Source organism: Acinetobacter sp. YH16051 (assembly GCF_013417135.1).
In the GTDB taxonomy this organism is placed as follows: domain Bacteria; phylum Pseudomonadota; class Gammaproteobacteria; order Pseudomonadales; family Moraxellaceae; genus Acinetobacter; species Acinetobacter towneri.
The window spans coordinates 31,089-54,662 of the sequence record NZ_VPEN01000003.1; the positions used below are offsets into that span (position 1 = coordinate 31,089).

The 23,574-nt window shown below is 40.8% G+C and carries 26 protein-coding genes; 14 read left to right on the forward strand and 12 right to left on the reverse strand.

All coding sequences use genetic code 11. The features are described from left to right. Window positions 1-9: 9 nt before the first annotated feature. The gene (locus FTV41_RS03570) at window positions 10-825 is read right to left on the reverse strand and encodes a rhomboid family intramembrane serine protease (protein WP_179996140.1); all 816 of its coding nucleotides are present in this window, start codon (window positions 823-825) and stop codon (window positions 10-12) included. Window positions 826-901: 76 nt separating this feature from the next. Here FTV41_RS03570 and mtgA point away from each other — a divergent pair, with 76 nt between their 5' ends. Next, complete coding sequence (mtgA, locus tag FTV41_RS03575; protein WP_004972019.1) at window positions 902-1,576, forward strand: monofunctional biosynthetic peptidoglycan transglycosylase; 675 nt, start codon at window positions 902-904, stop codon at window positions 1,574-1,576. Between the two features lie 133 nt (window positions 1,577-1,709). Then, window positions 1,710-3,791: a polyphosphate kinase 1 gene (gene ppk1 / locus FTV41_RS03580; protein ID WP_096900973.1), complete on the forward strand. Its 2,082-nt coding sequence runs from the start codon at window positions 1,710-1,712 to the stop codon at window positions 3,789-3,791. A gap of 110 nt (window positions 3,792-3,901) precedes the next feature. Here ppk1 and FTV41_RS03585 read toward each other — a convergent pair whose 3' ends face one another. From FTV41_RS03585 to rubA, 5 genes are all read right to left on the reverse strand, one after another. After that, on the reverse strand, window positions 3,902-4,537 hold the full coding sequence (locus FTV41_RS03585; RefSeq protein WP_096900972.1) for a LuxR C-terminal-related transcriptional regulator: 636 nt from the start codon (window positions 4,535-4,537) through the stop codon (window positions 3,902-3,904). A 364-nt stretch (window positions 4,538-4,901) separates the two neighbouring features. After that, on the reverse strand, window positions 4,902-5,807 hold the full coding sequence (gene oxyR / locus FTV41_RS03590) for a LysR family transcriptional regulator OxyR (RefSeq protein ID WP_096900971.1): 906 nt from the start codon (window positions 5,805-5,807) through the stop codon (window positions 4,902-4,904). A gap of 13 nt (window positions 5,808-5,820) precedes the next feature. Beyond that, window positions 5,821-6,759 carry an alpha/beta fold hydrolase gene (locus FTV41_RS03595; protein WP_154320942.1) on the reverse strand — a complete coding sequence of 313 codons (939 nt, stop codon included), beginning with the start codon at window positions 6,757-6,759 and terminating at the stop codon, window positions 5,821-5,823. 56 nt (window positions 6,760-6,815) lie between these two features. Further along, window positions 6,816-7,994, reverse strand: a complete 1,179-nt coding sequence (locus FTV41_RS03600) for an FAD-dependent oxidoreductase (protein WP_179996141.1) — start codon at window positions 7,992-7,994, stop codon at window positions 6,816-6,818. 72 nt (window positions 7,995-8,066) lie between these two features. Then, window positions 8,067-8,231 carry a rubredoxin RubA gene (gene rubA, locus FTV41_RS03605; protein ID WP_004972007.1) on the reverse strand — a complete coding sequence of 55 codons (165 nt, stop codon included), beginning with the start codon at window positions 8,229-8,231 and terminating at the stop codon, window positions 8,067-8,069. A gap of 484 nt (window positions 8,232-8,715) precedes the next feature. On the opposite strand from rubA, the gene FTV41_RS03610 reads away from it, so the two are divergent. Then, window positions 8,716-9,258, forward strand: coding sequence for an adenine phosphoribosyltransferase (locus FTV41_RS03610; protein ID WP_004972003.1), 543 nt, complete (start codon window positions 8,716-8,718; stop codon window positions 9,256-9,258). Window positions 9,259-9,368: 110 nt separating this feature from the next. Here FTV41_RS03610 and FTV41_RS03615 read toward each other — a convergent pair whose 3' ends face one another. After that, window positions 9,369-9,875: a YqiA/YcfP family alpha/beta fold hydrolase gene (locus tag FTV41_RS03615; protein ID WP_026438299.1), complete on the reverse strand. Its 507-nt coding sequence runs from the start codon at window positions 9,873-9,875 to the stop codon at window positions 9,369-9,371. A 316-nt stretch (window positions 9,876-10,191) separates the two neighbouring features. On the opposite strand from FTV41_RS03615, the gene lysS reads away from it, so the two are divergent. Then, window positions 10,192-11,718, forward strand: a complete 1,527-nt coding sequence (gene lysS / locus FTV41_RS03620) for a lysine--tRNA ligase (RefSeq protein ID WP_096900968.1) — start codon at window positions 10,192-10,194, stop codon at window positions 11,716-11,718. A gap of 73 nt (window positions 11,719-11,791) precedes the next feature. Here the strand turns inward: lysS and FTV41_RS03625 are convergent, their stop codons facing one another. The 3 genes from FTV41_RS03625 to FTV41_RS03635 all read right to left on the reverse strand — a co-directional run bounded on the left by FTV41_RS03625 (window position 11,792) and on the right by FTV41_RS03635 (window position 13,035). After that, window positions 11,792-12,073 carry a HigA family addiction module antitoxin gene (locus tag FTV41_RS03625; RefSeq protein ID WP_004971994.1) on the reverse strand — a complete coding sequence of 94 codons (282 nt, stop codon included), beginning with the start codon at window positions 12,071-12,073 and terminating at the stop codon, window positions 11,792-11,794. Then, complete coding sequence (locus tag FTV41_RS03630) at window positions 12,070-12,378, reverse strand: type II toxin-antitoxin system RelE/ParE family toxin (protein ID WP_179996142.1); 309 nt, start codon at window positions 12,376-12,378, stop codon at window positions 12,070-12,072. Before FTV41_RS03630 ends, FTV41_RS03625 begins: the two co-directional genes overlap by 4 nt. A gap of 126 nt (window positions 12,379-12,504) precedes the next feature. After that, the gene (locus FTV41_RS03635; RefSeq protein WP_096900966.1) at window positions 12,505-13,035 is read right to left on the reverse strand and encodes a hypothetical protein; all 531 of its coding nucleotides are present in this window, start codon (window positions 13,033-13,035) and stop codon (window positions 12,505-12,507) included. A 354-nt stretch (window positions 13,036-13,389) separates the two neighbouring features. Between FTV41_RS03635 and cysD the strand changes: the two genes are divergently transcribed. Beyond that, the gene (cysD, locus tag FTV41_RS03640; protein ID WP_026438300.1) at window positions 13,390-14,298 is read left to right on the forward strand and encodes a sulfate adenylyltransferase subunit CysD; all 909 of its coding nucleotides are present in this window, start codon (window positions 13,390-13,392) and stop codon (window positions 14,296-14,298) included. A 144-nt stretch (window positions 14,299-14,442) separates the two neighbouring features. Further along, window positions 14,443-16,059, forward strand: a complete 1,617-nt coding sequence (gene cysN, locus FTV41_RS03645; protein ID WP_179996143.1) for a sulfate adenylyltransferase subunit CysN — start codon at window positions 14,443-14,445, stop codon at window positions 16,057-16,059. Window positions 16,060-16,160: 101 nt separating this feature from the next. On the opposite strand, the gene FTV41_RS03650 is transcribed toward cysN, so the two are convergent. Next, window positions 16,161-16,628 carry a GNAT family N-acetyltransferase gene (locus tag FTV41_RS03650; RefSeq protein ID WP_179996144.1) on the reverse strand — a complete coding sequence of 156 codons (468 nt, stop codon included), beginning with the start codon at window positions 16,626-16,628 and terminating at the stop codon, window positions 16,161-16,163. 281 nt (window positions 16,629-16,909) lie between these two features. Here FTV41_RS03650 and FTV41_RS03655 point away from each other — a divergent pair, with 281 nt between their 5' ends. The 5 genes from FTV41_RS03655 (at window position 16,910) to FTV41_RS03675 (ending at window position 19,760) form a co-directional block, all read left to right on the forward strand. Next, window positions 16,910-17,386, forward strand: coding sequence for a hypothetical protein (locus FTV41_RS03655; RefSeq protein WP_104853188.1), 477 nt, complete (start codon window positions 16,910-16,912; stop codon window positions 17,384-17,386). 157 nt (window positions 17,387-17,543) lie between these two features. Further along, entirely contained in the window at window positions 17,544-18,122 is a 579-nt protein-coding gene (gene pnuC, locus FTV41_RS03660) for a nicotinamide riboside transporter PnuC (RefSeq protein ID WP_179996145.1), read from the forward strand. A gap of 12 nt (window positions 18,123-18,134) precedes the next feature. Beyond that, complete coding sequence (locus FTV41_RS03665; RefSeq protein WP_096900962.1) at window positions 18,135-18,419, forward strand: hypothetical protein; 285 nt, start codon at window positions 18,135-18,137, stop codon at window positions 18,417-18,419. Between the two features lie 165 nt (window positions 18,420-18,584). After that, a complete protein-coding gene (locus tag FTV41_RS03670) occupies window positions 18,585-19,082 on the forward strand; it encodes a DUF2505 family protein (RefSeq protein WP_004971978.1) in 498 nt (165 codons plus the stop codon). 258 nt (window positions 19,083-19,340) lie between these two features. Next, on the forward strand, window positions 19,341-19,760 hold the full coding sequence (locus tag FTV41_RS03675) for a DsrE family protein (protein ID WP_004971976.1): 420 nt from the start codon (window positions 19,341-19,343) through the stop codon (window positions 19,758-19,760). A 46-nt stretch (window positions 19,761-19,806) separates the two neighbouring features. Here the strand turns inward: FTV41_RS03675 and mobR are convergent, their stop codons facing one another. Next, window positions 19,807-21,495 (reverse strand): phenol degradation transcriptional regulator MobR, encoded by a 1,689-nt coding sequence (mobR, locus tag FTV41_RS03680; RefSeq protein ID WP_179996146.1) that lies wholly within the window; start codon window positions 21,493-21,495, stop codon window positions 19,807-19,809. 417 nt (window positions 21,496-21,912) lie between these two features. On the opposite strand from mobR, the gene FTV41_RS03685 reads away from it, so the two are divergent. From FTV41_RS03685 to FTV41_RS03695, 3 genes are read left to right on the forward strand one after another with little or no spacing between them, the layout of a single operon-like run. Then, a complete protein-coding gene (locus tag FTV41_RS03685) occupies window positions 21,913-22,206 on the forward strand; it encodes a phenol hydroxylase subunit (RefSeq protein ID WP_004971972.1) in 294 nt (97 codons plus the stop codon). Between the two features lie 19 nt (window positions 22,207-22,225). After that, window positions 22,226-23,230 carry an aromatic/alkene monooxygenase hydroxylase subunit beta gene (locus FTV41_RS03690; protein ID WP_004971970.1) on the forward strand — a complete coding sequence of 335 codons (1,005 nt, stop codon included), beginning with the start codon at window positions 22,226-22,228 and terminating at the stop codon, window positions 23,228-23,230. A gap of 11 nt (window positions 23,231-23,241) precedes the next feature. Further along, window positions 23,242-23,508 (forward strand): MmoB/DmpM family protein, encoded by a 267-nt coding sequence (locus tag FTV41_RS03695; protein WP_179996147.1) that lies wholly within the window; start codon window positions 23,242-23,244, stop codon window positions 23,506-23,508. Window positions 23,509-23,574 lie beyond the last annotated feature (66 nt).

Sequence of the window (23,574 nt, forward strand, 5' to 3'; positions counted from 1 at the left end):
GTTGATTGTTTAACCCAGACTGCGTTGCATCATGCTAAGCAGTTCTTGCCAAAGGGGTTGAATTGGGGCAAGCAGTTGATGGCAATACCAGTAAAATGCAGCACAGCCCAATGGTGCAAGGAGCATCGCAAAACCGTTCACTAAGTTACTGTGTTTGCTGCGTTGTCCAATATACCAAATGAGTGTCATGGCTGCGCCCATGAGCATGCCGCCAATATGTGCAGCATTATTAATGCCACTGATCATAAAGCCCATACCTAAGTTCAGTGCCATCACCATCACCAAAGTCTTGCCATCCAACAGAAATTTTTGGCGAGGTAATTGGGGCAATAACGCCAATACCGTCAGTGCAGCTCCAAGTCCCATCACCGCACCCGATGCACCTGCACCCACGCTAGGTAACAGCTTTGGATTAGCGACACCTTGTTCGAGCAGGGTATAGCTGTCTTGAATGCTGACATAGCCACTAAGCAGGCTACCCATCAAACCTGCGCAAACATATAACACTATAAAATAGACACGCCCAAACAACTGTTCACTGACGCTGCCAAAAATATACAAGGCCCACATATTTAACATTAAATGTACTAAACCGAAATGAAAAAACATGCTGCTGAACAGGCGAATGGGTTCCGCCAAAAAGGTTAAAGGTGCATAATCAGCACCCCAGCGTATTGCATCTTGCGGGCTAGGATTGCTAATGTTCATGCCGTTGAGCACTTGCCATGCAAACAAAGCCACGTTTATTGCAATCAGGGCTGCGGTAATCCACCACAGGTGAATTTCAACTTTATTGTTGCGCAGGTTTGGGGGATGTTGGGACATATATTTGAATATTGTGTCGTAGTGATCAATCTAAGCTTAACACGAAAAAATAACGCTTCAGGAGCCATGCACCAAGATGAAAGCTTTTTTTATACGAACTTTGTTAATTCTTGTCAGTGTGGTGCTTTTGGTTCAATTATGGATTTTTAGCAGCTTGGTGTGGTGGCGTACGCAGCCTGTGCAATCGACCATGATGATGCGTTTGGATTATTGGGCTGAACCGAGTAAGCCTATACAACATCAATGGCGCGACTATGACCAACTCAGTGATAATTTAAAGCGAGCTGTGGTGACTGCCGAAGATGGCAAATTTATGCAACATCATGGCTTTGACTGGGAAGGTATTCAAACTGCGCTGGAACGGAACAAAGATGAAGGCAAGGTTGTTGCAGGTGGTTCCACAATTTCTCAGCAGCTCGCCAAGAATTTGTTTTTATACAATAAGCGATCTTTTTTGCGTAAAGGGCAAGAAGTTGTGGCGACATGGATGATGGAACGCATGTGGTCAAAGCAGCGTATTTTAGAGGTCTATCTCAACTCGGTAGAATTTGGCGATAATATTTATGGTGCCGAAGCTGCGGCACAGCATTATTTTGGCAAAAGTGCAAAAAGTTTAAGCCGTGATCAAGCAATTTTCTTGGCTGCGATTTTAACCAATCCAAAATATTTTCAGGAACATCGTAATGCGGGGGCATTAAAAGCCCGTAAACAGATGGTGCAGCGCTATATGCGTTATGCGGAAATTCCCTAAATTGAGCGAAAACAAACTATAAAATGTGAAAATATCCACAAAGCCTAATTTTTTAGGCTTTTTTTATGAAAATGTCACAAAATTGAAGCATACTTGTAGCAGTGCCAAACATTTTAAAAAAGCATAGGTGGGTATGAATACGGCAACAGGCGCGACTCCTGCGCAAACAGAATATACATATAATGATCGCTACATTAACCGCGAACTGTCTATTTTAGATTTCCATTTGCGCGTGCTTGAGCAAGCTGTCGATCCGTTGCATCCTTTGTTGGAACGCATGAACTTCCTGCTGATTTTTTCACGTAACTTGGATGAGTTTTTTGAAATTCGTGTTGCGGGCATGATGGAACAATTGGACTTGGGCAATGAAAGCCGTAGTCCAGATGGTTTAACCCCTAAGCAGGTGTTAGATCAAATTTCTAAAACAGCACATGCTGCTATTGAACGCCAGTACCGTATTTTAAATCAGGAAATTTTGCCAAAATTACGTGAAGAAGACATTTGTTTCTTACGTCGTGGTGAATTAACCCCTGCACAATCGGCATGGGTGAAAAAATATTTCCAAGAGCAAGTTGCCCCTGTATTAACCCCAATTAGCCTAGACCCTGCACATCCATTTCCACGTTTGGTCAATAAAAGTCTGAATTTTATTGTGACTTTAGAAGGGAAAGATGCTTTTGGTCGTCAAATTGATTTGGCGGTTGTTCCTGCACCACGTTCATTACCACGTGTAGTTCGTTTACCCGATGAACTTACAGGCGGTAAAGAGCACCACGTCATGCTTTCAGCAATTATTCATGAGCATGTGTCTGACTTATTCCCGGGCATGACTGCGACTGGATGCTATCAATTCCGTGTGACCCGTAATGCAGATTTGGCGTTAAATGAAGATGTAGAAGACTTGGCCAAAGCCCTAAAAGGCGAATTAAACTCACGCCGTTTTGGTCGTGCGGTACGTTTAGAAGTAACGCACAACTGCCCGAAAGCCATTTATGATTATTTGCTAGATGAGTTCGATCTTGAAGAAGAACAACTTTATAAAGTAGATGGCCCAGTGAACTTGGCGCGTTTATTGTCTAATTTTAAACGTCCACATTTACGTTATGATTCACATACACCCGCCATTCCAAAGGTGTTAAAAAAGTCTGAAAATATTTTTTCAGCGATGCAAAAGCAAGACATTTTATTACACCATCCGTTTGAATCTTTTGCACCCGTGATTAACTTGCTGCGTGAAGCTGCACGTGATCCACAAGTCTTGGCAATCAAACAAACTTTATATCGTAGTGGCGCAGATTCTGAAATTGTACAAGTGCTTGCAGAGGCTGCACGAAACGGTAAAGAAGTGACTGCGGTGATTGAACTGCGTGCACGTTTTGATGAAGAATCTAACATTGCTGTGGCTAACGTGTTGCAAGAAGCGGGCGCTGTGGTTGTGTACGGTATTGTGGGGTATAAAACCCACGCCAAAATGATTTTGGTGGTGCGCCGTGAAAATAATAAATTGGTGCGTTATGTACATTTAGGCACAGGTAACTACCACGCAGGCAATGCGCGTATTTATACCGACTATGGTTTACTGACCACAGACAAAGAGCTGTGTGAAGATGTGCATCGTATTTTCCAAGAGCTAACAGGCATGGGTAAAATGGCAAAACTGAAAAAGTTGTTGCATGCACCATTTACCCTGCACGCACAGTTGGTGAATTATATTGATGAAGAAATTGCCAATGCTAAAGCAGGTAAGCCCGCACAAATTATTGTGAAAGTGAATGCACTGACTGAAATGCAATTGATCAATAAATTGTACGAGGCGTCTCAGGCGGGTGTGCAAATTGATCTCATCATCCGTTCAATTTGCTGCTTGCGCCCAGGTTTGCCGGGCTTATCGGAAAATATCCGTGTGCGTTCGATTGTCGGACGTTTCCTTGAACATACCCGTGTCTATTATTTCTCTAATAATGGCAATCCACGTATTTATTGTTCAAGTGCTGACTGGATGGATCGTAACTTATTTAACCGCGTTGAAGCGTGTTTCCCAATTGAAGATCCAGCTTTGAAAAAGCGTATTTATGAGCAAGGTTTATTGACCTACATGCAAGACAATCAACAGGCGTGGCTGTTGCAGGGTGATGGAACTTGGGTGCGTGTAAAAGCAGCTGAGGGTGAAGAACCACACAATGCGCAGCGTATCCTGACCGATAGTATTGTTTAGTTTCAAACATTTATAACAGGTAAAAAGAGCGATGCCAGACATCGCTCTTTTTTTGTTTCTAATATTTATTTAAGACTTATATTTTTGATTGATATTTATTGATCAATAATTTAAGAAAAACAGCACATCGCATCATCCGCATTCATAATTTTGCGATAAATACTTTTCACATAACCATGCACCAGTTGTTCTGAAGCATTCAGGTTGGCAGCAACTTGTTGTGAAGGTAAACCTTGTCCTGAAAGCGCCAATATTTCATGTTCAGTTTTAGAGAGTGCCAAAGAATGACCATGTGCGACAATGGATTGTTCGCAGGCTAAGATTTCATTGGCTAAGTTGCCGTCTAGCGGTGAGCCGCCACGTAAAATGGTGCGAATCTGGTTTTGCATGCCTGTTGCAGATTGGTCGCTAAAGACATAGGCTGAAATGCCTAAATGAATAGCTTGTAGCAATTGTTTTGGCATACTTGAAGGCAGCACCGCCACAATTAAGGTATCTTTACGGAAAAGTTTGAGATTTTGGATAAAATCAATTTGAGCTTTTGACCAAGACTGTAAATTGATAAATACCAAATTAGGCAAATGTTGCTGCACCATCAGCACTGCATTTGCGAGCGATGGGCTGCAAAGTAGAACCTCTTTAGGGTAGCCAAAATTTTGTAAAATGTGGCTTAAATTTTGTGATGCTTCTACCTGATCATCAATCAGCAGAACAGGCACAGGTAAAACGAGATCTCTGTGAATCATGACAAATACTCCTGTGCTGTTCTATAAATAATTTTGATAAATAGATTGTGCGTGATATTGCTGTAACTGAATATCCTTAAATATAGTGATTTTTATATAAAAAGGGTAAATATAAGTAATTGTTGCTGAATATGTTTTTTTGAAATGTGTTGAAAACGTGAGTAATGTAACTCGATACCGTTCTTTCGTTCAGTGGTAAGAGTGAATTGTTGAATTTGTGATGAATCTCACATTTTAAAACTTATTCATATTTATAAGTCACTTAAATCATAGTGAACTGCAAAAACAATACGCATTTTTGAACGAAAAATAAAAAAGGAGCCATGTTGGCTCCTTAATGAAATGTTGGATCGTGTGTCTAAATTTAGACTGCGTTTTGAGTGATTTTCTGTAAAATCTGCAGCAAAACGTCAAATTCACTTTGTAATGGCGTGCTTTTACGCGTCACTAAAGCCAAAGTACGGCTTGGTGCAGCCTCAATACTTTTGATCTGTAAATCTGGATTCGATTTGATCATGGCATTATGAATTGCAATTTCAGGCAATAGGGTAAAGCCTAAATTTGCAGACACCATTTCAACCAAGGTCGGCAAAGAGCTGGCTTTTAAACGATGATCGTTTTTGCGTTCACCAATCGGGCAAGCACTTAAAGTGTGATCACGTAAGCAATGACCTTCTTCAAGCAGCATTAAACGCGATAAATCCAAATCATCTAAAGAATTGGCCTGCGCCGATTTTTGATCGCCCTTGTGATAAACCAAGAACAAATCTTCTTTAGAAATTTCAGCCACTTTCAAACCACGCGTATCGAATGGCAGGGCTAACACCACCATATCTAAATTGCCGTGTTCCAGTTTTTCGACAATTTTTTCACTTTGCGCTTCGTGTAAATGCAATTGAATTTTAGGTAGCTGCTTATGCACTTCATCTAACAGTTGCGCCAAAATAAATGGGGCAATGGTTGGAATCACGCCTAAGTGTAAATCACCTGTGAGAGGCTCACTCATTTCACGGCTTAAACGCATTAAGTCCTGTGCATCTGCTAACAGAACACGGGCGCGTGCTACGACTTGTTCACCCAATGGGGTTAAACGTACATTCTGTCGATCACGTTCTACCAGTACGCCGCCAAGCAGGCGCTCCAGTTCCATGATACCGCCAGACAAAGTCGACTGAGTTACAAAAGAACGGCGAGCCGCTTCTGTAAAATGTAACGTTTCAGACAGTGTAACGAGGTATGACAGCTGTCTTAAAGATGGTAATGCAGCCATAGTGTCCTAATGATTATGATTTAAAGTGGTGAGCAAACAGTTCGCTAAGATGAGGAATAAAGTGTGGAGGAATATCATGCCCCATTCCTTTGATTAATTCAAACTTAGCGCCCGGAATCGCTTTCGCAACAGCCTTACCATGCCCTGGTGGGAGCAAACGATCTTGCGAACCATGTACCACAAGGGTAGGTTGCTGAATTTGTTTGTCCAGTTGTAGCAACGAGCCTGTACATAATATTGCTAAAAACTGTTGAAGTACACCCGCAGGGTAATAACTTCGCTGATATAATTTGCGTGCAGTTTGCATCGCTTCGAGTTGATTCACATAGCCTGGTGAGCCTATCACCTTAAAGAGTTTTAAACTATGATCAACAATGCCATTTTCATCTTGCGATTTTGGTCTTTCTAGCAAACTGAACAGTTGTTTCGGAAATGGTGGTGGTAAAAAAGGCTGGTTATTACTGGTAAATAATAAGCCTAAATTATTCACGCGATCTGCATATTTGGCAGCCAAAATTTGGGCAATCATGCCGCCCATAGAAGCACCAATCACTTCGGTCTTTTCAATGCCTAAGCGTTCTAATAGTAATGCAGCATCATCCGCCATATCAAATAAGTTATAAGGCGCACCGTGGTTTTGCAGACCTAAGCTAAAACGCCCCATCATTTTATAGGTGTTCAGACGTGGACCTTTGTGGCGAATTTTGGATGACAAACCAATATCGCGGTTGTCATAGCGAATGACACGATAGCCCTGATCAATCAGTGATTTACAAAAGAAATCGGGCCAGTACAACATTTGTGCGCCTAAACCCATAATCAGCAAAATAGGTGGATCTTCAGTTTTGCCGCCCACTTCGACATGCAGCTGAATTCCGTTGCCTAAATCGACTTTGGTTTCGTGCATAAATGCCGTATAGGGCGATGTGGTGAACTGAAGTGCACTATTCATGTTGTGATCCTCATGTCAGGCAAGGGCGAAATCAATCGCCCTTTATTGTTTTTATTTTATTCCGATACAGGCAATAAGTCTGGCACTAATTTGGTCAAACTCAAGCGTTGTTTGGCCGCTGTTGCGCCTAATAGGACAAAGCCACGTAAGGTATCGGTTTGGTCATAGGCTCTGGCAATCATGCCATCGTCAAATTCTTCGGTATGCCAGTTGACATCTACCCCTAGTGGCGCAGGTAAAACGGTCAGTGGTGCAGCAGGTGTTTTCACTGCAACAGGCATGGCAGGGTAGTGTACCTGAGTAGTTTCACCATTTAAGGTTTTGGCTAAGGCACGTGCTTGCTGCATGATTGGCATCACATACGGCAATAAAATACCATTCACTTCCGCACAATCACCTACTGCATAGATATCAGCTTGGCTGGTTTCAAGTTGCGCATTGGTTAAGACCCCACGTCTGGTTTCGATGCCTGCTGTTTTAGCCAAAGCAATGTTTGGTTGTAAACCAATGGCAGACAGTACCACATCGGCAATTAAAGACTGACCACTGGTAATGGTCACTAAATAGTCGTCATTTTTAATTTTCGAAACTTTTTCAACGGTTGTACCCAATACAAAATGGATACCCGTTTCTTCTAGGTTTTGTTTAAAAGCACTGGCTACATAATCCGGCAATAAACGACCTAGTGGTTGTGGTGCAAGGTCAATCACCGTGACTTGGTGTCCTGTTTGCTGCAAGTCATTGGCAAATTCACAACCAATTAAACCTGCACCTAAAATCACCACACGTTTGTCTTGACGTTGTTCAAGCTGTTGGCGAAATGCGGTGTAATCACTTAAATTATTTACCACATGAATGTCATCACTGCCATCGCCCGCAATGGCTAAACGTACAGGATTCGCACCCACTGCCAAAACCAATTTAGAATAAGGTTGTTGGCTGCTTACACCCTCTTTTTCTAATTCAAGTACATGCGCTTCTGCATCAATTGCTTTAACCCAAGTGTGGGTTTCAATACGCATATTGAGTTGGCTTGCCATTTTAGCTGCATCGCCCAATGCAATTTGAGCAGGGGCTTTATTGCCCGCCAATGCGTTAGATAAAGTTGGTTTGGCATAATTGGCAGCATCATCTGCACAAATCATGACTAACTCTTGTTCTGCATTTAGCTTACGAAACTCGCGTGCAACAGTATAACCTGCCATGCCTGAACCAATAATAACGATAGGATGCATAAGGTGTACTCCAAATGAGGGCATAGAAATTGGCGTTAAAAAAAGACCATCGGACATGGTCTTTTCGTGGTCTTAAACTTCAATCATTTCAAAATCAGCTTTTGAAACGCCGCAGTCTGGGCAAGTCCAGTCATCAGGAATATCTTCCCATAATGTACCTGCCACAATACCATCTTGAGGCCAGCCTTCTGCTTCGTCATAAATCCATCCACAAACGATGCATTGATACTTTTTCATTCAATTCTCCATAAACCGATCTTTAAATTTCCAGATCAGCAAAAAACTTATCTACGACTAGTTGTATGATATATCTATTTGATTAAATTTTTACGCAGTTATACGGCTAAAGTAAAGTAAATAAGCGATTTTAATCTGTGCTTTTATAGAATGAATAGCTGCATGGGACATAACCGCGCAGAAAAGACCTCTTTTGATATAGATACGGCATTGTAATGAGAGAATGGCTGCAGGAAAAATCACGTTTTTATGCGTTTAAATGCCATTTAAGACCTTGGTCGTACAGTAAAAGTCTTATATTTTTGCTATTTTATTATGGAATAAATATATATTAATATTTTTAAGTATATTAAAGTTTATAAAAATCAAAACCTTGTAGTGTTTTGATGCGTGATTGATGGCAGTCTTGCCGATTCGATCACTAGCCTTATGTGAAAATAAACGGTAAAATTCAACCATTCTTTAGTCACATTTCTGATCTTCCATGAGCAATTTGTCTACTTTTTTGTGGTCGCATATTCGTACAGTTCCTCATTTTCCAAAACCAGGCGTAGATTTTTATGATTTAACGCCTTTGTTTATGAATAATTTGGATTCATTAACAGATGCTTTAATTGCCAGCATTCCTGCAGAAAAATTAGCTGAAGTTGAAAGCTTTATTGCAGTAGAAGCACGTGGTTTTGTATTGGCGAGCCTTTTGGCACAGCGTACAGGCAAAGGTTTGGTACTTGTGCGTAAAGCAGGTAAATTGCCACCACCAGTTGTGGGTGTGGGTTATAGCTTAGAATACGGTTTAGACCGTTTAGAAATGGCTGCCGATGTGCAAGCGCAAAAAGTCATTATTGTAGATGATGTATTGGCGACAGGTGGCACTTTAAAAGCAGTGAAACAATTGGCTGAAAAATGTAATCATCAAGTTTTAGGTGCAAGCATTTTCCTAGACTTACCAGATTTACACAAAAATTTAGGTTTAGATATTTGGTCCGTATTGGACAATAAATCTAAACCAGAACAAGCAGTGGCTTAATCCTTTTAAGTTATTGTAACTGCTGTAAAAAAGCCTGATCTCCATAGTTGTGATCAGGCTTTTTTAATGGGTGATGTTTAATTGATTATTTTTAATGGATAGCTTTGACTTTATTTGGCAAGATAAGCTTGTTCGATTTGCTGAATACAAGAATTAATATTTTCTGGATGCAATAAGCGATGATGCCCAGACTCAAAAGTAGAGGTCTGCATATAGTTTTCTAAAAATGCTTGCGCGGCATGCATATCCAAAATTTCATCGCCCAATTCTAAATAAGCCAATTGTGGAATATCGTGCTGCAAGTCATCATCTGAAATTGCAGGATAGTCATTGCGAAACGTGGGAGCTAAACTTGGATTTGCCACCACACACGGAATATGGTGCGACAAAGACATTTTGAGTGCCCAATAGCCGCCTAGACTATGTCCCACCAAAATTTCAGGCTTAATTTTTTGAATGATATTGTGATAAAAATCGGCAACAGTTTGATAATTTAAGTTGCGATAATCGACATTGATACAAAATTTTTGTTTTGCATCTATGGCATGGAATTTAGTCGACTCCCGCGAGGAATCTAATCCATGTAAAAACAAGACTTTTAAAGCACATGTATTCATTGCCAGATTCACAAAGTTAAACATCTTGAGTCAAACTGAGCCTAAAGATAAAGTGGATAGAAAATAAAATATTTAGACTGATACATCAGCAGGTTTAAAAACAGCAAAATACGGTCTTTTTCATCTATTTTCTGAACAATATTGTAGTGCGCTTAGCCTGAGAAAGAAGTTAGCTTTTGGTCTAAGTCTACAAAAAATCACAAAAGCAAGTGGCAATTTAAAAAATAAATTGCTCGAGTCAGAGAAGGCATACGAAATCGTGTCTAAATCTGCTATTCTATTGAACTTCTTTTTTTAGTAATTATTCGAGGCAGAGATGACGCAACATAACGCTCAATCGACTTCTGAACCCACTATTTCCGAAAACGATTTAATTGCGCAGCGTCATGCCAAGTTAAAGCAAATTCAAGAACAAGCGCAGGCGAAGGGAACTAGCCCTTGGCCAAATACGTTTAAGCGTGAAAACTACGCAGAAGATTTGCAGGCACAATTCGCAGAAGTTTCTAAAGAAGAAATTGAAGCAGGCGAAAAAGTGTATGTGTCTGTAGCAGGTCGTGTGATGTTGAACCGCGGTTCATTCATCGTAATTCAAGACATGACAGGTCGTATTCAGTTGTATGTGGCGCGTAAAGAACTTAGTGCTGAAACATTAGAGACGATCAAGAGCCTAGATTTGGGCGATATTATCGCAGTGAAAGGCTATATTGGTCGTTCAGGCAAAGGCGATTTATATGTTCATATTCAACATTTTGAATTGTTGACCAAATCTTTACGTCCATTACCAGACAAATATCATGGTTTAAGCGATACCGAAGCGAAATATCGTAAGCGTTATTTAGACTTAATCGTAAATGAAGACACCCGTAAAACCTTTGAAATTCGTGCCAAAGTGGTTTCGGGTATTCGTGCATTTTTAACTGAACAGCGTTTTATGGAAGTTGAAACGCCAATGATGCATGTGATTCCTGGCGGTGCATCGGCACGTCCATTTGAAACGCATCATAATGCTTTAGATATGCCGTTATTCTTGCGTATTGCGCCTGAATTATATTTAAAGCGTTTAGTGGTTGGCGGTTTTGAACGTGTGTTTGAAATTAACCGTAACTTCCGTAATGAAGGGGTGTCTACACGTCATAACCCTGAATTTACCATGATCGAATTCTACCAAGCTTATGCCGACTATAAAGATTTGATGGCATTGACTGAGCAAATGCTAGAAAAACTGGCTTTGGATATTTTGGGTACTACCGATGTGCCGTATGGCGATGAAGTGTATAGCTTCAAAGGCCCATTCAAGAAAATTTCTATGTTTGATGCCATTCTTGAGCATAATCCACAATTCACGCCAGAAAATGTTAATGACCGTGATTTCTTGGCTAAATTTGTGCAGGAAGAATTGAAAGAACAGGTGAAGCCTGGTTTTGGTTTGGGCAAACTACAAACCATCGTGTTTGAAGAAACCGTAGAAACTCAATTACGTCAGCCGACTTTCATTACAGAATATCCTGCAGAAACGTCGCCTTTGGCACGTCGTAATGACGATAACCCACACATTACTGACCGTTTTGAGTTCTTTATTGGTGGTCGTGAATTGGCGAATGGTTTCTCAGAATTAAATGACCCGATTGACCAAGCTGAGCGTTTCCAAGCACAGGTTGCAGAAAAAGACGCAGGCGATGATGAAGCGATGCATTACGATGCAGACTTTGTTGAAGCTTTGGAATACGGCTTACCACCAACTGCAGGTGAGGGCATCGGGATTGACCGTTTGGTAATGTTGTTTGCCAACGCTGCGAGTATCCGTGATGTGATTTTATTCCCACACATGCGTCATAAAAACTAAGTTTTAGCGCATCGTTGACGACATAAAAAACAACCTGCAGAAATGCAGGTTGTTTTTTTGTTGTAACTTAAAGTTAAACACTTGCCACCAATTTTTTGATCATAGGTCGCTGGCGTTGACTGGCAAGCCATAAATCATGCTGCATTTGTAAATTCAACCAAAACTCTGGTGAGGTTTCTAAGGCTTCACTCAAACGAATCGCCATATCTGCAGAAATTCCAGTATGACCATTCAAAATGCGAGATAGGTTTGCACGTGTCACTCCAAGTGCTTGAGCCACTTCAGTCACAGAAGTTTCACCAATATATTCGCGCAACATTTCGCCCGGATGAGGTGCATTAAACATCATATTCATCTTTGTACTCCTGCGCTAGAAGCTATGTGATAATCCAAATAATCTACAATGTAGACATCACCATCTTCAAATTTAAAAATTATACGCCAATTACCATTTACTGTTAGTGACCATTGATCTTGTAGATTTCCACTCAATTTATGTAAACGCCAATTGGGTGGAGTTCGCAAATCATTCACCGTAGATGCAGCATGTAGTGCTGCAAGTATTAAACGTAATTTTGTAGAATGCGCTGCTTGAATACCTGCTGTTGAACCAGTTTGGAAAAAAGCCTGAAGACCTTTATGTTTAAAACTCTTAATCAAGCCTTAGTATCCAAGTGTATTGTGTATATGTATAGTATACGATAATTTCGAGTTTAATCAATCAACCAGTTTTGGCGGGGTTTAAGTGCATCTTGCGTAATCCGCAGAAACTTAAAGTGATGATGCTTATAACAACGCCGTTTGAATCCGTACTTTCATCTCTAAAGCTTGCTGCAAAATATGCGCTTTCATCCAAGTTACTTGTGTACCCATGGGGTTGGTTTTAATAGCAGTGTTTAAGAAATCCAGTTTTTCTTGCGAAAATAATTGCGTTTCAATCGCTTGATGCAGTTCTGCCGTGGTTGCATTTAAAGGCACATCTACCAAATAAAAACCTTTAGGATAATTATAAAATGCATACATTAAGTTAAAGGCTTTTTGTTCGGCCTTTAAATTGCCCGCACCAATTTCATAGCTGCGGTCTTGATTGCTATGCGTCACGCCTATTAAAAAGGAGAGTTGTTGATCACGGCAACGCAAACCAAATTGCAGCCCAATCTGATCTGCACTGAGTTCATGTTGCACAAAAACATTCAGCATTGAAGCATCATCGTTTAAAGGCTCTTGTAGGACGAGTAGCTCAGGGCTGTGCTGATACAAAAAACCAGCCAGCTGCGCCTGTTCAAGTTTGGATTTGATCTGTTCAATCTGTGGCATGGGAGCATCTTAAAAATAAAAAAATATGTTTTTACTTTAAGCATTTTTTGTTCATGCTTGAAGCACTGAATTAGATGAATAATCTATGAAGTTATTCAAAAATGAGCAGCTTGTAAGCGCGATTTGTATGTATCAAACGTAGCGAGAATGACGTTAAATTTCAATATATGATGGAATAAACTATTGATTAAATAAAACTTATACTGCTTATTGGTTTTCTTTTATATGAGCTTTTTGCATATAAATATAATAAAACAAGCAATAGTCTGCATAACTAAGTCACTATAATGAAAATCAAATTCTATCTGTGTTATTCGTACACAAGTTTAAGTACATCTGGTGTGATCAATGTCAATAAATCAGGAAAGACTTACTCATCTTAAACAGCTTGAAGCTGAGAGTATTCATATTATCCGTGAAGTTGCAGCCGAGTTTGAAAATCCAGTCATGTTGTATTCGATTGGTAAAGATTCAGCGGTAATGTTGCATTTGGCTTTAAAAGCATTCTATCCAGCGAAACTGCCATTTCCACTGTTACATGTGGATACAGGCTGGAAATTCAAAGACATGATCACTTTCCGTGACAACATGGCAAAACAGCACGGTTTTGACTTGATTGTTCATCAAAATAAAGAAGGGGTAGATGCCAACATTAACCCATTCGATCATGGCAGTTCTAAATATACCGACATCATGAAAACCCAAGGCTTAAAACAAGCTTTAGATAAATACGGTTTTGATGCGGCATTTGGTGGCGCGCGTCGTGATGAGGAAAAATCACGTGCCAAAGAACGTGTTTATTCTTTCCGTGATGCAAAACATCGTTGGGACCCGAAAAATCAGCGTCCTGAATTGTGGAATTTGTATAATGGCAAGGTCAATAAAGGCGAAAGTATTCGTGTGTTCCCATTGTCTAACTGGACTGAATTGGATATTTGGCAATACATTTACCTCGAAAGTATTCCATTAGTACCGTTGTATTTGGCTGCAGAACGTCCTGTCGTTGAGCGTAGCGGCACTTTAATTATGGTCGATGACGAACGCATGCCGTTACTAGAAGGTGAAGTTCCACAAATGAAATCGGTACGCTTCCGTACTTTAGGTTGTTATCCACTTACGGGTGCAGTCGAATCAGAAGCGAATACCTTGCCTGAAATTATTCAGGAAATGCTATTGGCAACCAGTTCAGAGCGTCAGGGTCGTATGATTGACCACGATGAAGCTGGCTCGATGGAAAAGAAAAAGCAAGAAGGTTACTTCTAATCTCTCCTGAAAAATCTCCCCAAACCCCTCTTTATAAAGAGGGACTTATAAAAAGCGGAGCAAAGCCTCCCTTTATAAAAGGGAGATTTAGAGGGATTAAAGATTAAAAAACCGATTTCTAAAAAATATGTGGAGCTTTGAGCAATGTCTCATCAATCGAATTTAATTAGCCAAGATATTTTGGCGTATTTAAAACAGCACGAAAACAAAGATCTACTGCGCTTTTTAACTTGCGGTAACGTAGACGATGGTAAATCGACATTAATTGGTCGTTTGTTGTATGACTCAAAATTGATTTATGAAGATCAATTACAAGCCGTGACTCGTGACTCGAAAAAAGTCGGCACTACGGGCGATGCACCTGATTTAGCTTTATTGGTCGATGGTTTGCAAGCCGAGCGTGAGCAGGGCATTACCATTGATGTGGCTTATCGTTATTTTTCTACTGAAAAGCGTAAGTTCATCATTGCCGATACACCTGGGCATGAGCAATATACACGTAACATGGCAACAGGTGCATCGACTTGTGACTTGGCGATTATTTTGATTGATGCGCGTTATGGCGTACAAACTCAGACCCGTCGTCATACTTTTATTTCTAGTTTATTGGGCATTAACAATATTGTGGTTGCCATCAATAAAATGGATTTGGTGGATTATTCAGAAGCACGATTTAACGAAATTCAGACGGAATATGCGAACTTTGTGAATCAACTGGGTGATCGTAAACCATCGAATATTATTTTCACGCCAATTTCTGCCTTAAATGGCGATAACGTGGTGAACAAGTCTGAGCATACCCCTTGGTACACAGGCGATACTTTAATGGGAACATTGGAGTCGGTAGAAATTAACCGTAACTCGGCTCAAAATGATTTCCGTTTCCCTGTGCAGTATGTCAACCGTCCAAACCTTGACTTCCGTGGTTTCTGCGGCACGATTGCTTTGGGCGATATTCATGTGGGTGACCGCATTGTGGCATTGCCATCGGGCAAAAGCTCGACAGTAAAAGAGATTGTGACTTTTGATGGCAATCTTGAACATGCAATTGCAGGTCAAGCAGTTACCCTAACACTGAACGATGAAATTGATATTTCACGTGGTAATGTGTTGGTGCGTGAAGATCAAGTGCGTCCTGAAATTTCACGTGCTGTAAATGCCACTGTGGTGTGGATGGCTGATCAGCCACTATCTATTGGCAAGCTGTATAACTTAAAAGTGGGTACACAAACTGTGCCTGCAAAAGTCACAGCCATTCATTACCGTACCAATGTGAATACTTTGGAACAGGTGCAGGTTGAACAGCTTGAACTGAATGCAATTGCCAATGTCACCATCGAATTTGATGCGCCTGTGGTATTTGACCGTTATCAAGACAGTCGTTATACGGGTTCGTTTATTTTCATTGATCGTTTAAATAACGTGACCATTGGCGCAGGTATGGTTGAAGCTTGCGTAGAATGGACTGCACACGGTACACCTGTAACAGCCGAAGACCGTGCTGCACGTTTGGGTCAAAAACCTGCAGCGGTATGTGTACCAAGCCAAGCACTTGAACAGTCACAAGCACTTGAAAGCTTGCTGATTCAGCAGGGTATTGTTGCCATTGCCAAAGCAGGTTTAGATGCTGCGCAGGTTGCATTACTCCGCGAAACGGGCATTGTGGTCATTAGTGATGTAAACAGTGGTGCAGATGCAGAGTTGACTGCGACAGCTACAGAAGAACTGGCAGAAAAAATTATTGCCCTAGTTCGCTTATAAAATTAGATTCGTTTATAAAATCGAATCCACATCCCCAAAAAACCGCTTTCACCTGAAAGCGGTTTTTTTATGTGCGTTCACTATATTGGAAAGTTTGTTTTTTAAGTGTGCTCTAAGGGTTCGCCATTGAGATGTTTGAGCATGGGTGTGAAGTGCCCATAGCTAATTTTTTGAGGTTGTATTTCAAAGCCATTTTTTTCATAAAAACTTAAAGCAGTCTGTGTGCTAAATACACTCATGTGCGATACATTTTTGCGCTTTAAATCGCTTATTGCTTCAAATAACAAGGCTTGACCAATACCGCGTTGTTGTACTTCGGGGGCAATGGCATGTTGTAAAATTTGCCCGCGATCACTCATCATAATAAAGCCAACCACCACATGCTGTAAGACATAGACCCAACAATTGTTGTAATGCAGCAGCAATAAAATATTTTCATAGCTTTTATTTTCTAGCCATGCCTGAATTTTGGCTTCATTGCGTTGATGATCTTGAATACAAGAGCGAATACTGGCGTGTAATACCGCAACCAAATTGGCGACATCTTGAATTTGTGCAGCTCTAATCATCTAGGCTTAGGGTGATAGATAAAAACAAGGCTCTATTGGAAGCGAAAAGTGTTTAAAGAAATAGCAGAAAATTGTTGTGTTTTACTGCGTTATACTGCAGCACAAGTCCTATTTTTAAGGCAATCGGTATCATTGTGTAATTGAGCATTGCACTTTTTAGCGATGCATGGATGGAATCATCTGTTAAAGCATAAGCGTTGAAGCGTGCAGCAGCGAATAGACGCTAAGCCCTGAAATGGTTATACTTTATTGAAACGCCTGAAATAAGAGCGAAGACCAAGATGGCAAAACTATTGTTATGGATTTTGTTGTTGATTGCCGTATATGCAGTCTGGAAAGTCTGGTTCAAAATAAAAATTAATCGTACTTTTCAGCAAAGCTGTCAAGATATTGCCAATATTGTCCAAGACCCGATTACCCACAAAGCACCGCGCCCTGTTCGTGAGGTGGTGGAAGAAGTTGCCGAATACGAACAGCAATTATTTGATGATATCGCAGAAATATTTTTAAGCTTAAAAGTATCTAGTCGTGACCCTGAAGATGCCGAAACTATTCAACAAGAAGTGCTGAATAAAATGCCTGCCAAAGCACATACGCAAATTCGTCAGTTAGACTTGGGGGAGTGGTCAATTTACTGGAGTTTTTACGAGCAATCCCTTGAATATTTTGTCGGCAAATACGGAGTTTTTATTACCCATGTAGACCGCTTTGGGCAAGAGCATAAATACAATAATTCAGAGCAGTTTCAAACAGATTGATTTTCATGCCTGATTTTCTGTTTATGATTTTACAGAGGTTTCTTGAAAATTAATTGCAGCATCTTCTTGTCAGTTAAGTGTTTGGTTAAATGTTGAGTTTTGCGCTATTTTCCCGAAAAGAGGTATCATGCCTTTTTCTTTTACATAGGCAGCATCAATGTCAGTTTTAGAAATCATTGCTGTGTTGATTAGTGTTTTAGGCGTGACCTTAACCATTAAGCGACATATAGCTTGCTGGGTGGTGAATTTTATTGCCTGTTTGCTGTATGCCTATTTGTTCTTTGAATATCAATTGTATGGCGAAACGGTATTACAAACCCTATTTATGGGCATGGCTGTTTATGGTTTTTTCCAGTGGAAAACTGCACAGCAGCAAAAACAACATATCATCATTCAAAGCTTGCCACTCTCTAAAATGTGGCTGCAAATTGCACTGAGTAGCATACTGGGTTTACTGTTTGGGCTAAGTTTAAAGTGGTGGACGCAGGCTTCACTGCCTTTATTGGATGCACAACTGGCAGCTATGAGTCTATTGGCAATCTATTGGACCAGTCGTAAATACTTGGCTACATGGGTGTTATGGATTGTGGTCGATCTGGTGTATATCGGCATGTTTATTTACAAAGAGTTGCTGTTAACGGCTGTGTTATATGCAGGTTTTGTGGTTCTTGCTTATTTGGGCTGGCGTGAATGGCATAAAATCCGACAACAACATGCGGCACATTCTGCGGTGTGATGGCGTGTAGCGATGAGCAATTTAATTGATTTTAAACAGGCGCAGCTTAAACAATTTGATTTATTGGCATTGGATATTTTAGCGTATCCTGAGCGTTATTTACAGTTTGATTCGATTGCAGATTTTTACCAAGCCCAGTGGTTAGATGATTTCCCCAAAGGGACGACATGGTGTTCCACAGGACTAGATGATGGCGCAGAACATTTTTATGCCAAAATTGAATTTTATGGGCATTATTTAACTATTTATAGCCATGAAACCTATGCCGCTGAATTTGGCATCATTCACACAGAATAGACAAAATAGAGTCAATGACAGCAGGCGGAAAAAACATTTTAATAGCCTGAAAATAAAGTTGTATTTAGGATATAAAACAGCTTATACCCGTTGAGCATCAGCCAAATTATATTGCACGATGATGCTAGACCTACTCCATCAATAAACAAAATAAAAGGAACTCAAATGGCTCATCAATTTACTGTAAACGCCACCATTCATGGCGTTTCAATTGACGAATTTAAGCGTTTAGTGGCAGATGTTGCTTTGCATGAAGCAGTCTGCAAGCGTATTCCTGGTGAAAATTTGGAAATTTTAGAATCTAAAAAGAACGGTGATATTTACACTTTACGCCGTGCTTATAATTTAGATGTGAATATTCCAGATATGGCTAAAAAATTATTAAAAGATGCATTTCGTTTAAAACGCAATGATGTGACCCATTTAACGGCGCTTACTTCTACCGTGGAGCTTGGTGCAAACTTGCCTTTAGAAGCTAAAGGCGAGCGTAGTGTGACAGGCAACCATGAAAAAATTGATATTCAATTAAACTGGACAATTAAGGTTAAAGTGCCATTGATTGGCGGCATGTTGGAAAAACATGCAGAAGGGGAAATCCGTCGTTTCAGTGAGTTGGAAATTGGTATTGTAGAAGATGAACTCAAGAAAAATTTAGCGGCTTAACCCTTCATTTCTACTAGAAAAGATTGCTCTTAAATACATGCTTGGCGCTGCCGTTTTCGGTGGCGCTTTGTTTTTTGGACGTATTGAATTGTGATTGTTGATGCTGGGGTCATTTTACAGTGATCAATTTTTGATTTTTGAAAAAGTTTAGTGCTTGGCTTTATTGCATACAGACTATCGTCTTAATTTATTATTTAAATATAGTATATTTATTATGTTAATATTTTGACCAGATTTAAATTGAGTGTGAGTTCTGCCATGAAATTGATTCAGTTGTTATGTTTATCGGTTTTGCTGACCTTTGCCAGTCTATCTCCAGCAATGGCAGAGAGCAAAAAAGATCCACTTTTTGTCTTGCTTACCAGCAGTGATGCGCACCGCACCAAAATGGCAATTGGCATGAGCAATAACCAATTTGGCAAAGGTCATCCACTGACGATTTATTTGGTCGATCAAGGCGTAATGTTGGCATCTAACCGCTTTGAACATAAATATGCAGAGCATCAGAACATGCTGAAAAGTATTATCGCCAAAGGTGGTGATGTGTATATCTGCAAAATGTGTATGGAGCAGTACGGTGTTGTTGAAGGTGACTTAATGAAAGGTCTGAAATATGCCAATCCAGATGCTATGGGTGAAGCAATTTTCCGTCCAGGCACTCAGACACTGAGCTGGTAATTCGGCTGCTTGAAATGCAAAAGCCTTGTTGAAAAACAGGGCTTTTTTATTGCGGAATTTCTAGCGCATGGCGTATTTTTTTTAAACGATAATCCAGTGCAGCGCGGGAAATTCCCAATAAGCGTGCCGCTTCAGATACATTGTGTTTGGCTTTTTGCATCGCGGTGATAATCAGTTGTTGCTCATGCTGTTCTAAATCAAAACCTTCGGTTAAAAGCGTGTCTAAATCTACGCTGTCTTGCTCATCTACAGTATGGTCGCTGTGCATTTGCGGAAACAGGGCATTCAGTTTAATCAGTTGTTGATCTTCCGTCAGTAGTACCGCACGTTCGAGCAGGTTTTCCAGTTCACGAATATTGCCAGGCCACGCATAGCTTTGCATAAAGTTAGTGGCTTTTTCACTGACGCCTTGAATTTGTTTGTCATACATTTTTTCAAAGCGTTTTAAGAAATGTGCAACCAATAATGGTAAATCTTCACGGCGTTCACGCAGCGGTGGAATCTGCACAGGAAAAATGTTTAAACGGTAATATAAATCGGCACGGAAACGACCTGCTTTAACCGCTTGTTCTAAATCTTCATTGGTTGCAGCAATCACGCGAACATCAATATGACGGGTTTGCGAATCTCCAACGCGTTCCACTTCACCTTCTTGTAGCACACGCAGCAAAGCCGCTTGAGCGCGTGGCGAAAGTTCAATCACTTCATCTAAAAAAATAGTACCGCCATGGGCGCGTTCAAATTTACCTAAGCGTGATTGATGTGCACCTGTAAATGCACCTTTTTCAACACCAAACAGTTCAGATTCAATCAGTTCAGGTGGAATTGCCGCGCAGTTGACCGCAACAAAAGCATGTTCTTTACGCTGACTCAGTTCATGCACACCACGGGCAAAGGCTTCTTTTCCGACCCCTGTTTCACCTTGCAGCAAAATCGACACTTTGGCACCTGCGGCTTTTTTGAGTAAGTTACACACCCGCTGATAAGCCGCCGATTGTCCGACTGAGCTGAACATGCTGTAGTCATTTTTACTGGTGGCATAAATCGACTTTTTCAGTTCATACAATTCGGCTTGCAGTGCAATGAGTTCCTGTTCCATCGGTTCAGGCGACATGAACTGAATCAGCTCATCGGCATTTTCCCATTCACTGAGTTGTTTACCAATAATACGGCAATGCTCACGCCCGCAGGCTTTACATTCCACTTCCTGATAAATAATGGTCATGCCTGTGGCAAAACTGCTGTAACCGCAAGCATAGCCCAGCAGCATCCAGCAGGAAGGTTCGTGACTCAGTCCAAATTGCTCAACATGCACATCGGCTTCAAAAGAGTTATGCCAGTTTAAGTCTGCATAAAACTGTTTTTTCTTTTGATTTAAAATCAATTGATTGGCAGAAACTTGCACCATGCCACGAATACCGTGCATTTGAGGCCCTGCCATAAAAGCCTGTTCTTCATTTAAACCTGGGCGCATTTTAGTAGTGACTTCTGCATCTTTCAGACCTGCCTGATAGCCCAAACGAATAAAAAAGCGTTTGGTGCGTTCCATTCCAATCATATTGGCAAGGTCTTTACGCAAATAGCCCATGATGCTGGTATGCATCAGCAACATGCGATATTCATCAAACCAGATTTGTCCACGCTCAGTGTCAAAATGTAGTTTGGAAAGCAGGTCGTGAATTTCCTGAGGATGACCTGCATATTTGCCGCTGCTGTCGTATTTTACTCGTACCATGCGCCGTGTTTAATCCATTAAATTCGAGGCTGTTTAGCCATCTTATGCAAATTCGTGAAAATTCAATAATACCTAAACAGCATCATGCCAAACCTTAAAGGTATTTAGTTGTATCTATATGTTTTTGTTGTTTTTATTCCGTCTTTATCATAAGCGAATTGCATAAAGCCCAAGGGTAAATTTTTGTATCTGTACGGGCTGTATTTCATCAAATCATGAAATCTTAAATTTTTTAAACATCAAAATTCATCAAATCATGAAATCCAAATTCTTATAAAAACACTCAGATTTTTTAAGTTGCTGTTTTTCAATGTTTTTATAAAGTTGGCACGCTTGTTGTAATAGTAAAAGTAAGCAACAGATGCATGAAGCAACTGAAGCAAGTTCTGAATGAATCAGATCTTGTAGGAGAACAATATGAAGGATGCAACAGGCGCATTGCCCTTAACCAAATATATTCGGGTAACGGGCGATATTAATGCCGCATTTGTCGAGTTCGACTTTGCCATTCACGATCCCACTTTATATGTGGAGTTGGTGTTACCGCAGCAAGCATTCCGCGAGTTCTGCGCAACCAATCAAGTGGTGGAAATGAGCGAACAACAGCAAGCCGTGAATGATGCTGAAGAAGACAAATGGCGTTACGGCATTGAACACGACACTTTAGTCGGTGCACAGCGATACAACATTGATCATGAAGATCAACACTGAATGCTTAAGGAGATAAGCGATGACTTTAGAAATTAAAACAGCGGGTATTGAGCCAATTCGTCAAAACTATGCCTATATTGAGCGCCGTTTTGGCAACAAGCCAGCCACCCGTTATCAGGAAGTCAGTTTTGATATTCAGGCGGAAACCAACTTTCACTATCGTCCGCTGTGGAAACCTGAAAAAACCTTAAATGATAAAACCCATACTGCAATTGAAATGCAGGATTGGTATGCATTTAAAGACCCGCGTCAGTTTTATTACGGAACTTATGTGCAGCATCGTGCGCGTTTGCAGGACATTGCCGAAAGTAACTTTAGCTTTTTTGAAAAGCGTCAGTTGGCAGAGCATATTTCTGAAGATGTCAAAGCCAAAGTGATTGCCTTGTTTTTGCCGTTTCGTCATATCGAACAGACTGCCAATTTACACATGATGTCGGGCAGTGCTTATGGTTATGGCACGGTGCTGACCCAAGCCTGTATTTATGCTGCGATGGATCGTTTAGGGATGGCGCAGTACATCTCACGGGTTGGTTTGGCACTCGATGGCAACACGGGCGAATCTTTAATTCCAGCCAAACAAGCATGGATGCAGGATGAAGCATGGCAAGGACTGCGCAAGTTGTGTGAAACCAGTTTGATCGAGCAGGACTATTTCAAACTGTTTTTATTACAAAACTTGGTGATTGACAGCTTTATGAGCGAATTGGTTTACACCCAATTTGATCAATGGCTGGCACAGCATCAAGCACGTGACTTGGCGATGCTGATGGAATTTATGCAGGAAGCCATGGCAGATTTACGCAAATGGTCAGACAGCGTATTTAAAACCGCAGCTGCAGAATCTGCACATAACAAACAATTGTTGAGCCAGTGGTTAGCCGAATATTTACCTGAAGTGAAAGCGGCATTTGCAGCGTGGGCAGCTGAGGCGTTGTCTGCAGATGCAGTCGACATTGCAGAACAAAAACTGCTGGAACGCAGTAAAAAAATTGGCATCGAACTCGAACAAATTTTGCAGGCTTAAGGAGAAGCAGCATGTCTAAGGTTTATCTCGCATTACAGGACAATGACACGTCGCGCTACATCATTGAAGCGATTGAAGAAGACAACCCAGATGCCACGATTCAATATCTGCCAGCCATGATTCGGGTAGAAAGCGAAACAGGTCTGATTGTTAAAGCAGAAACGGTATCTGAAAAACTTGGACAAGATTGGGATATTCAGTCTTTACAACTCAACATGATTACGTTGGGCGGCAACGTCGAAGAAGATGATGACAGTTTCCGTTTGCACAGGAACTAGGAATAAGGATGTGCACTGAGCCAATTTGAGTACAGTGCCGCCAGAACATTGCTGCATAGATTGCCG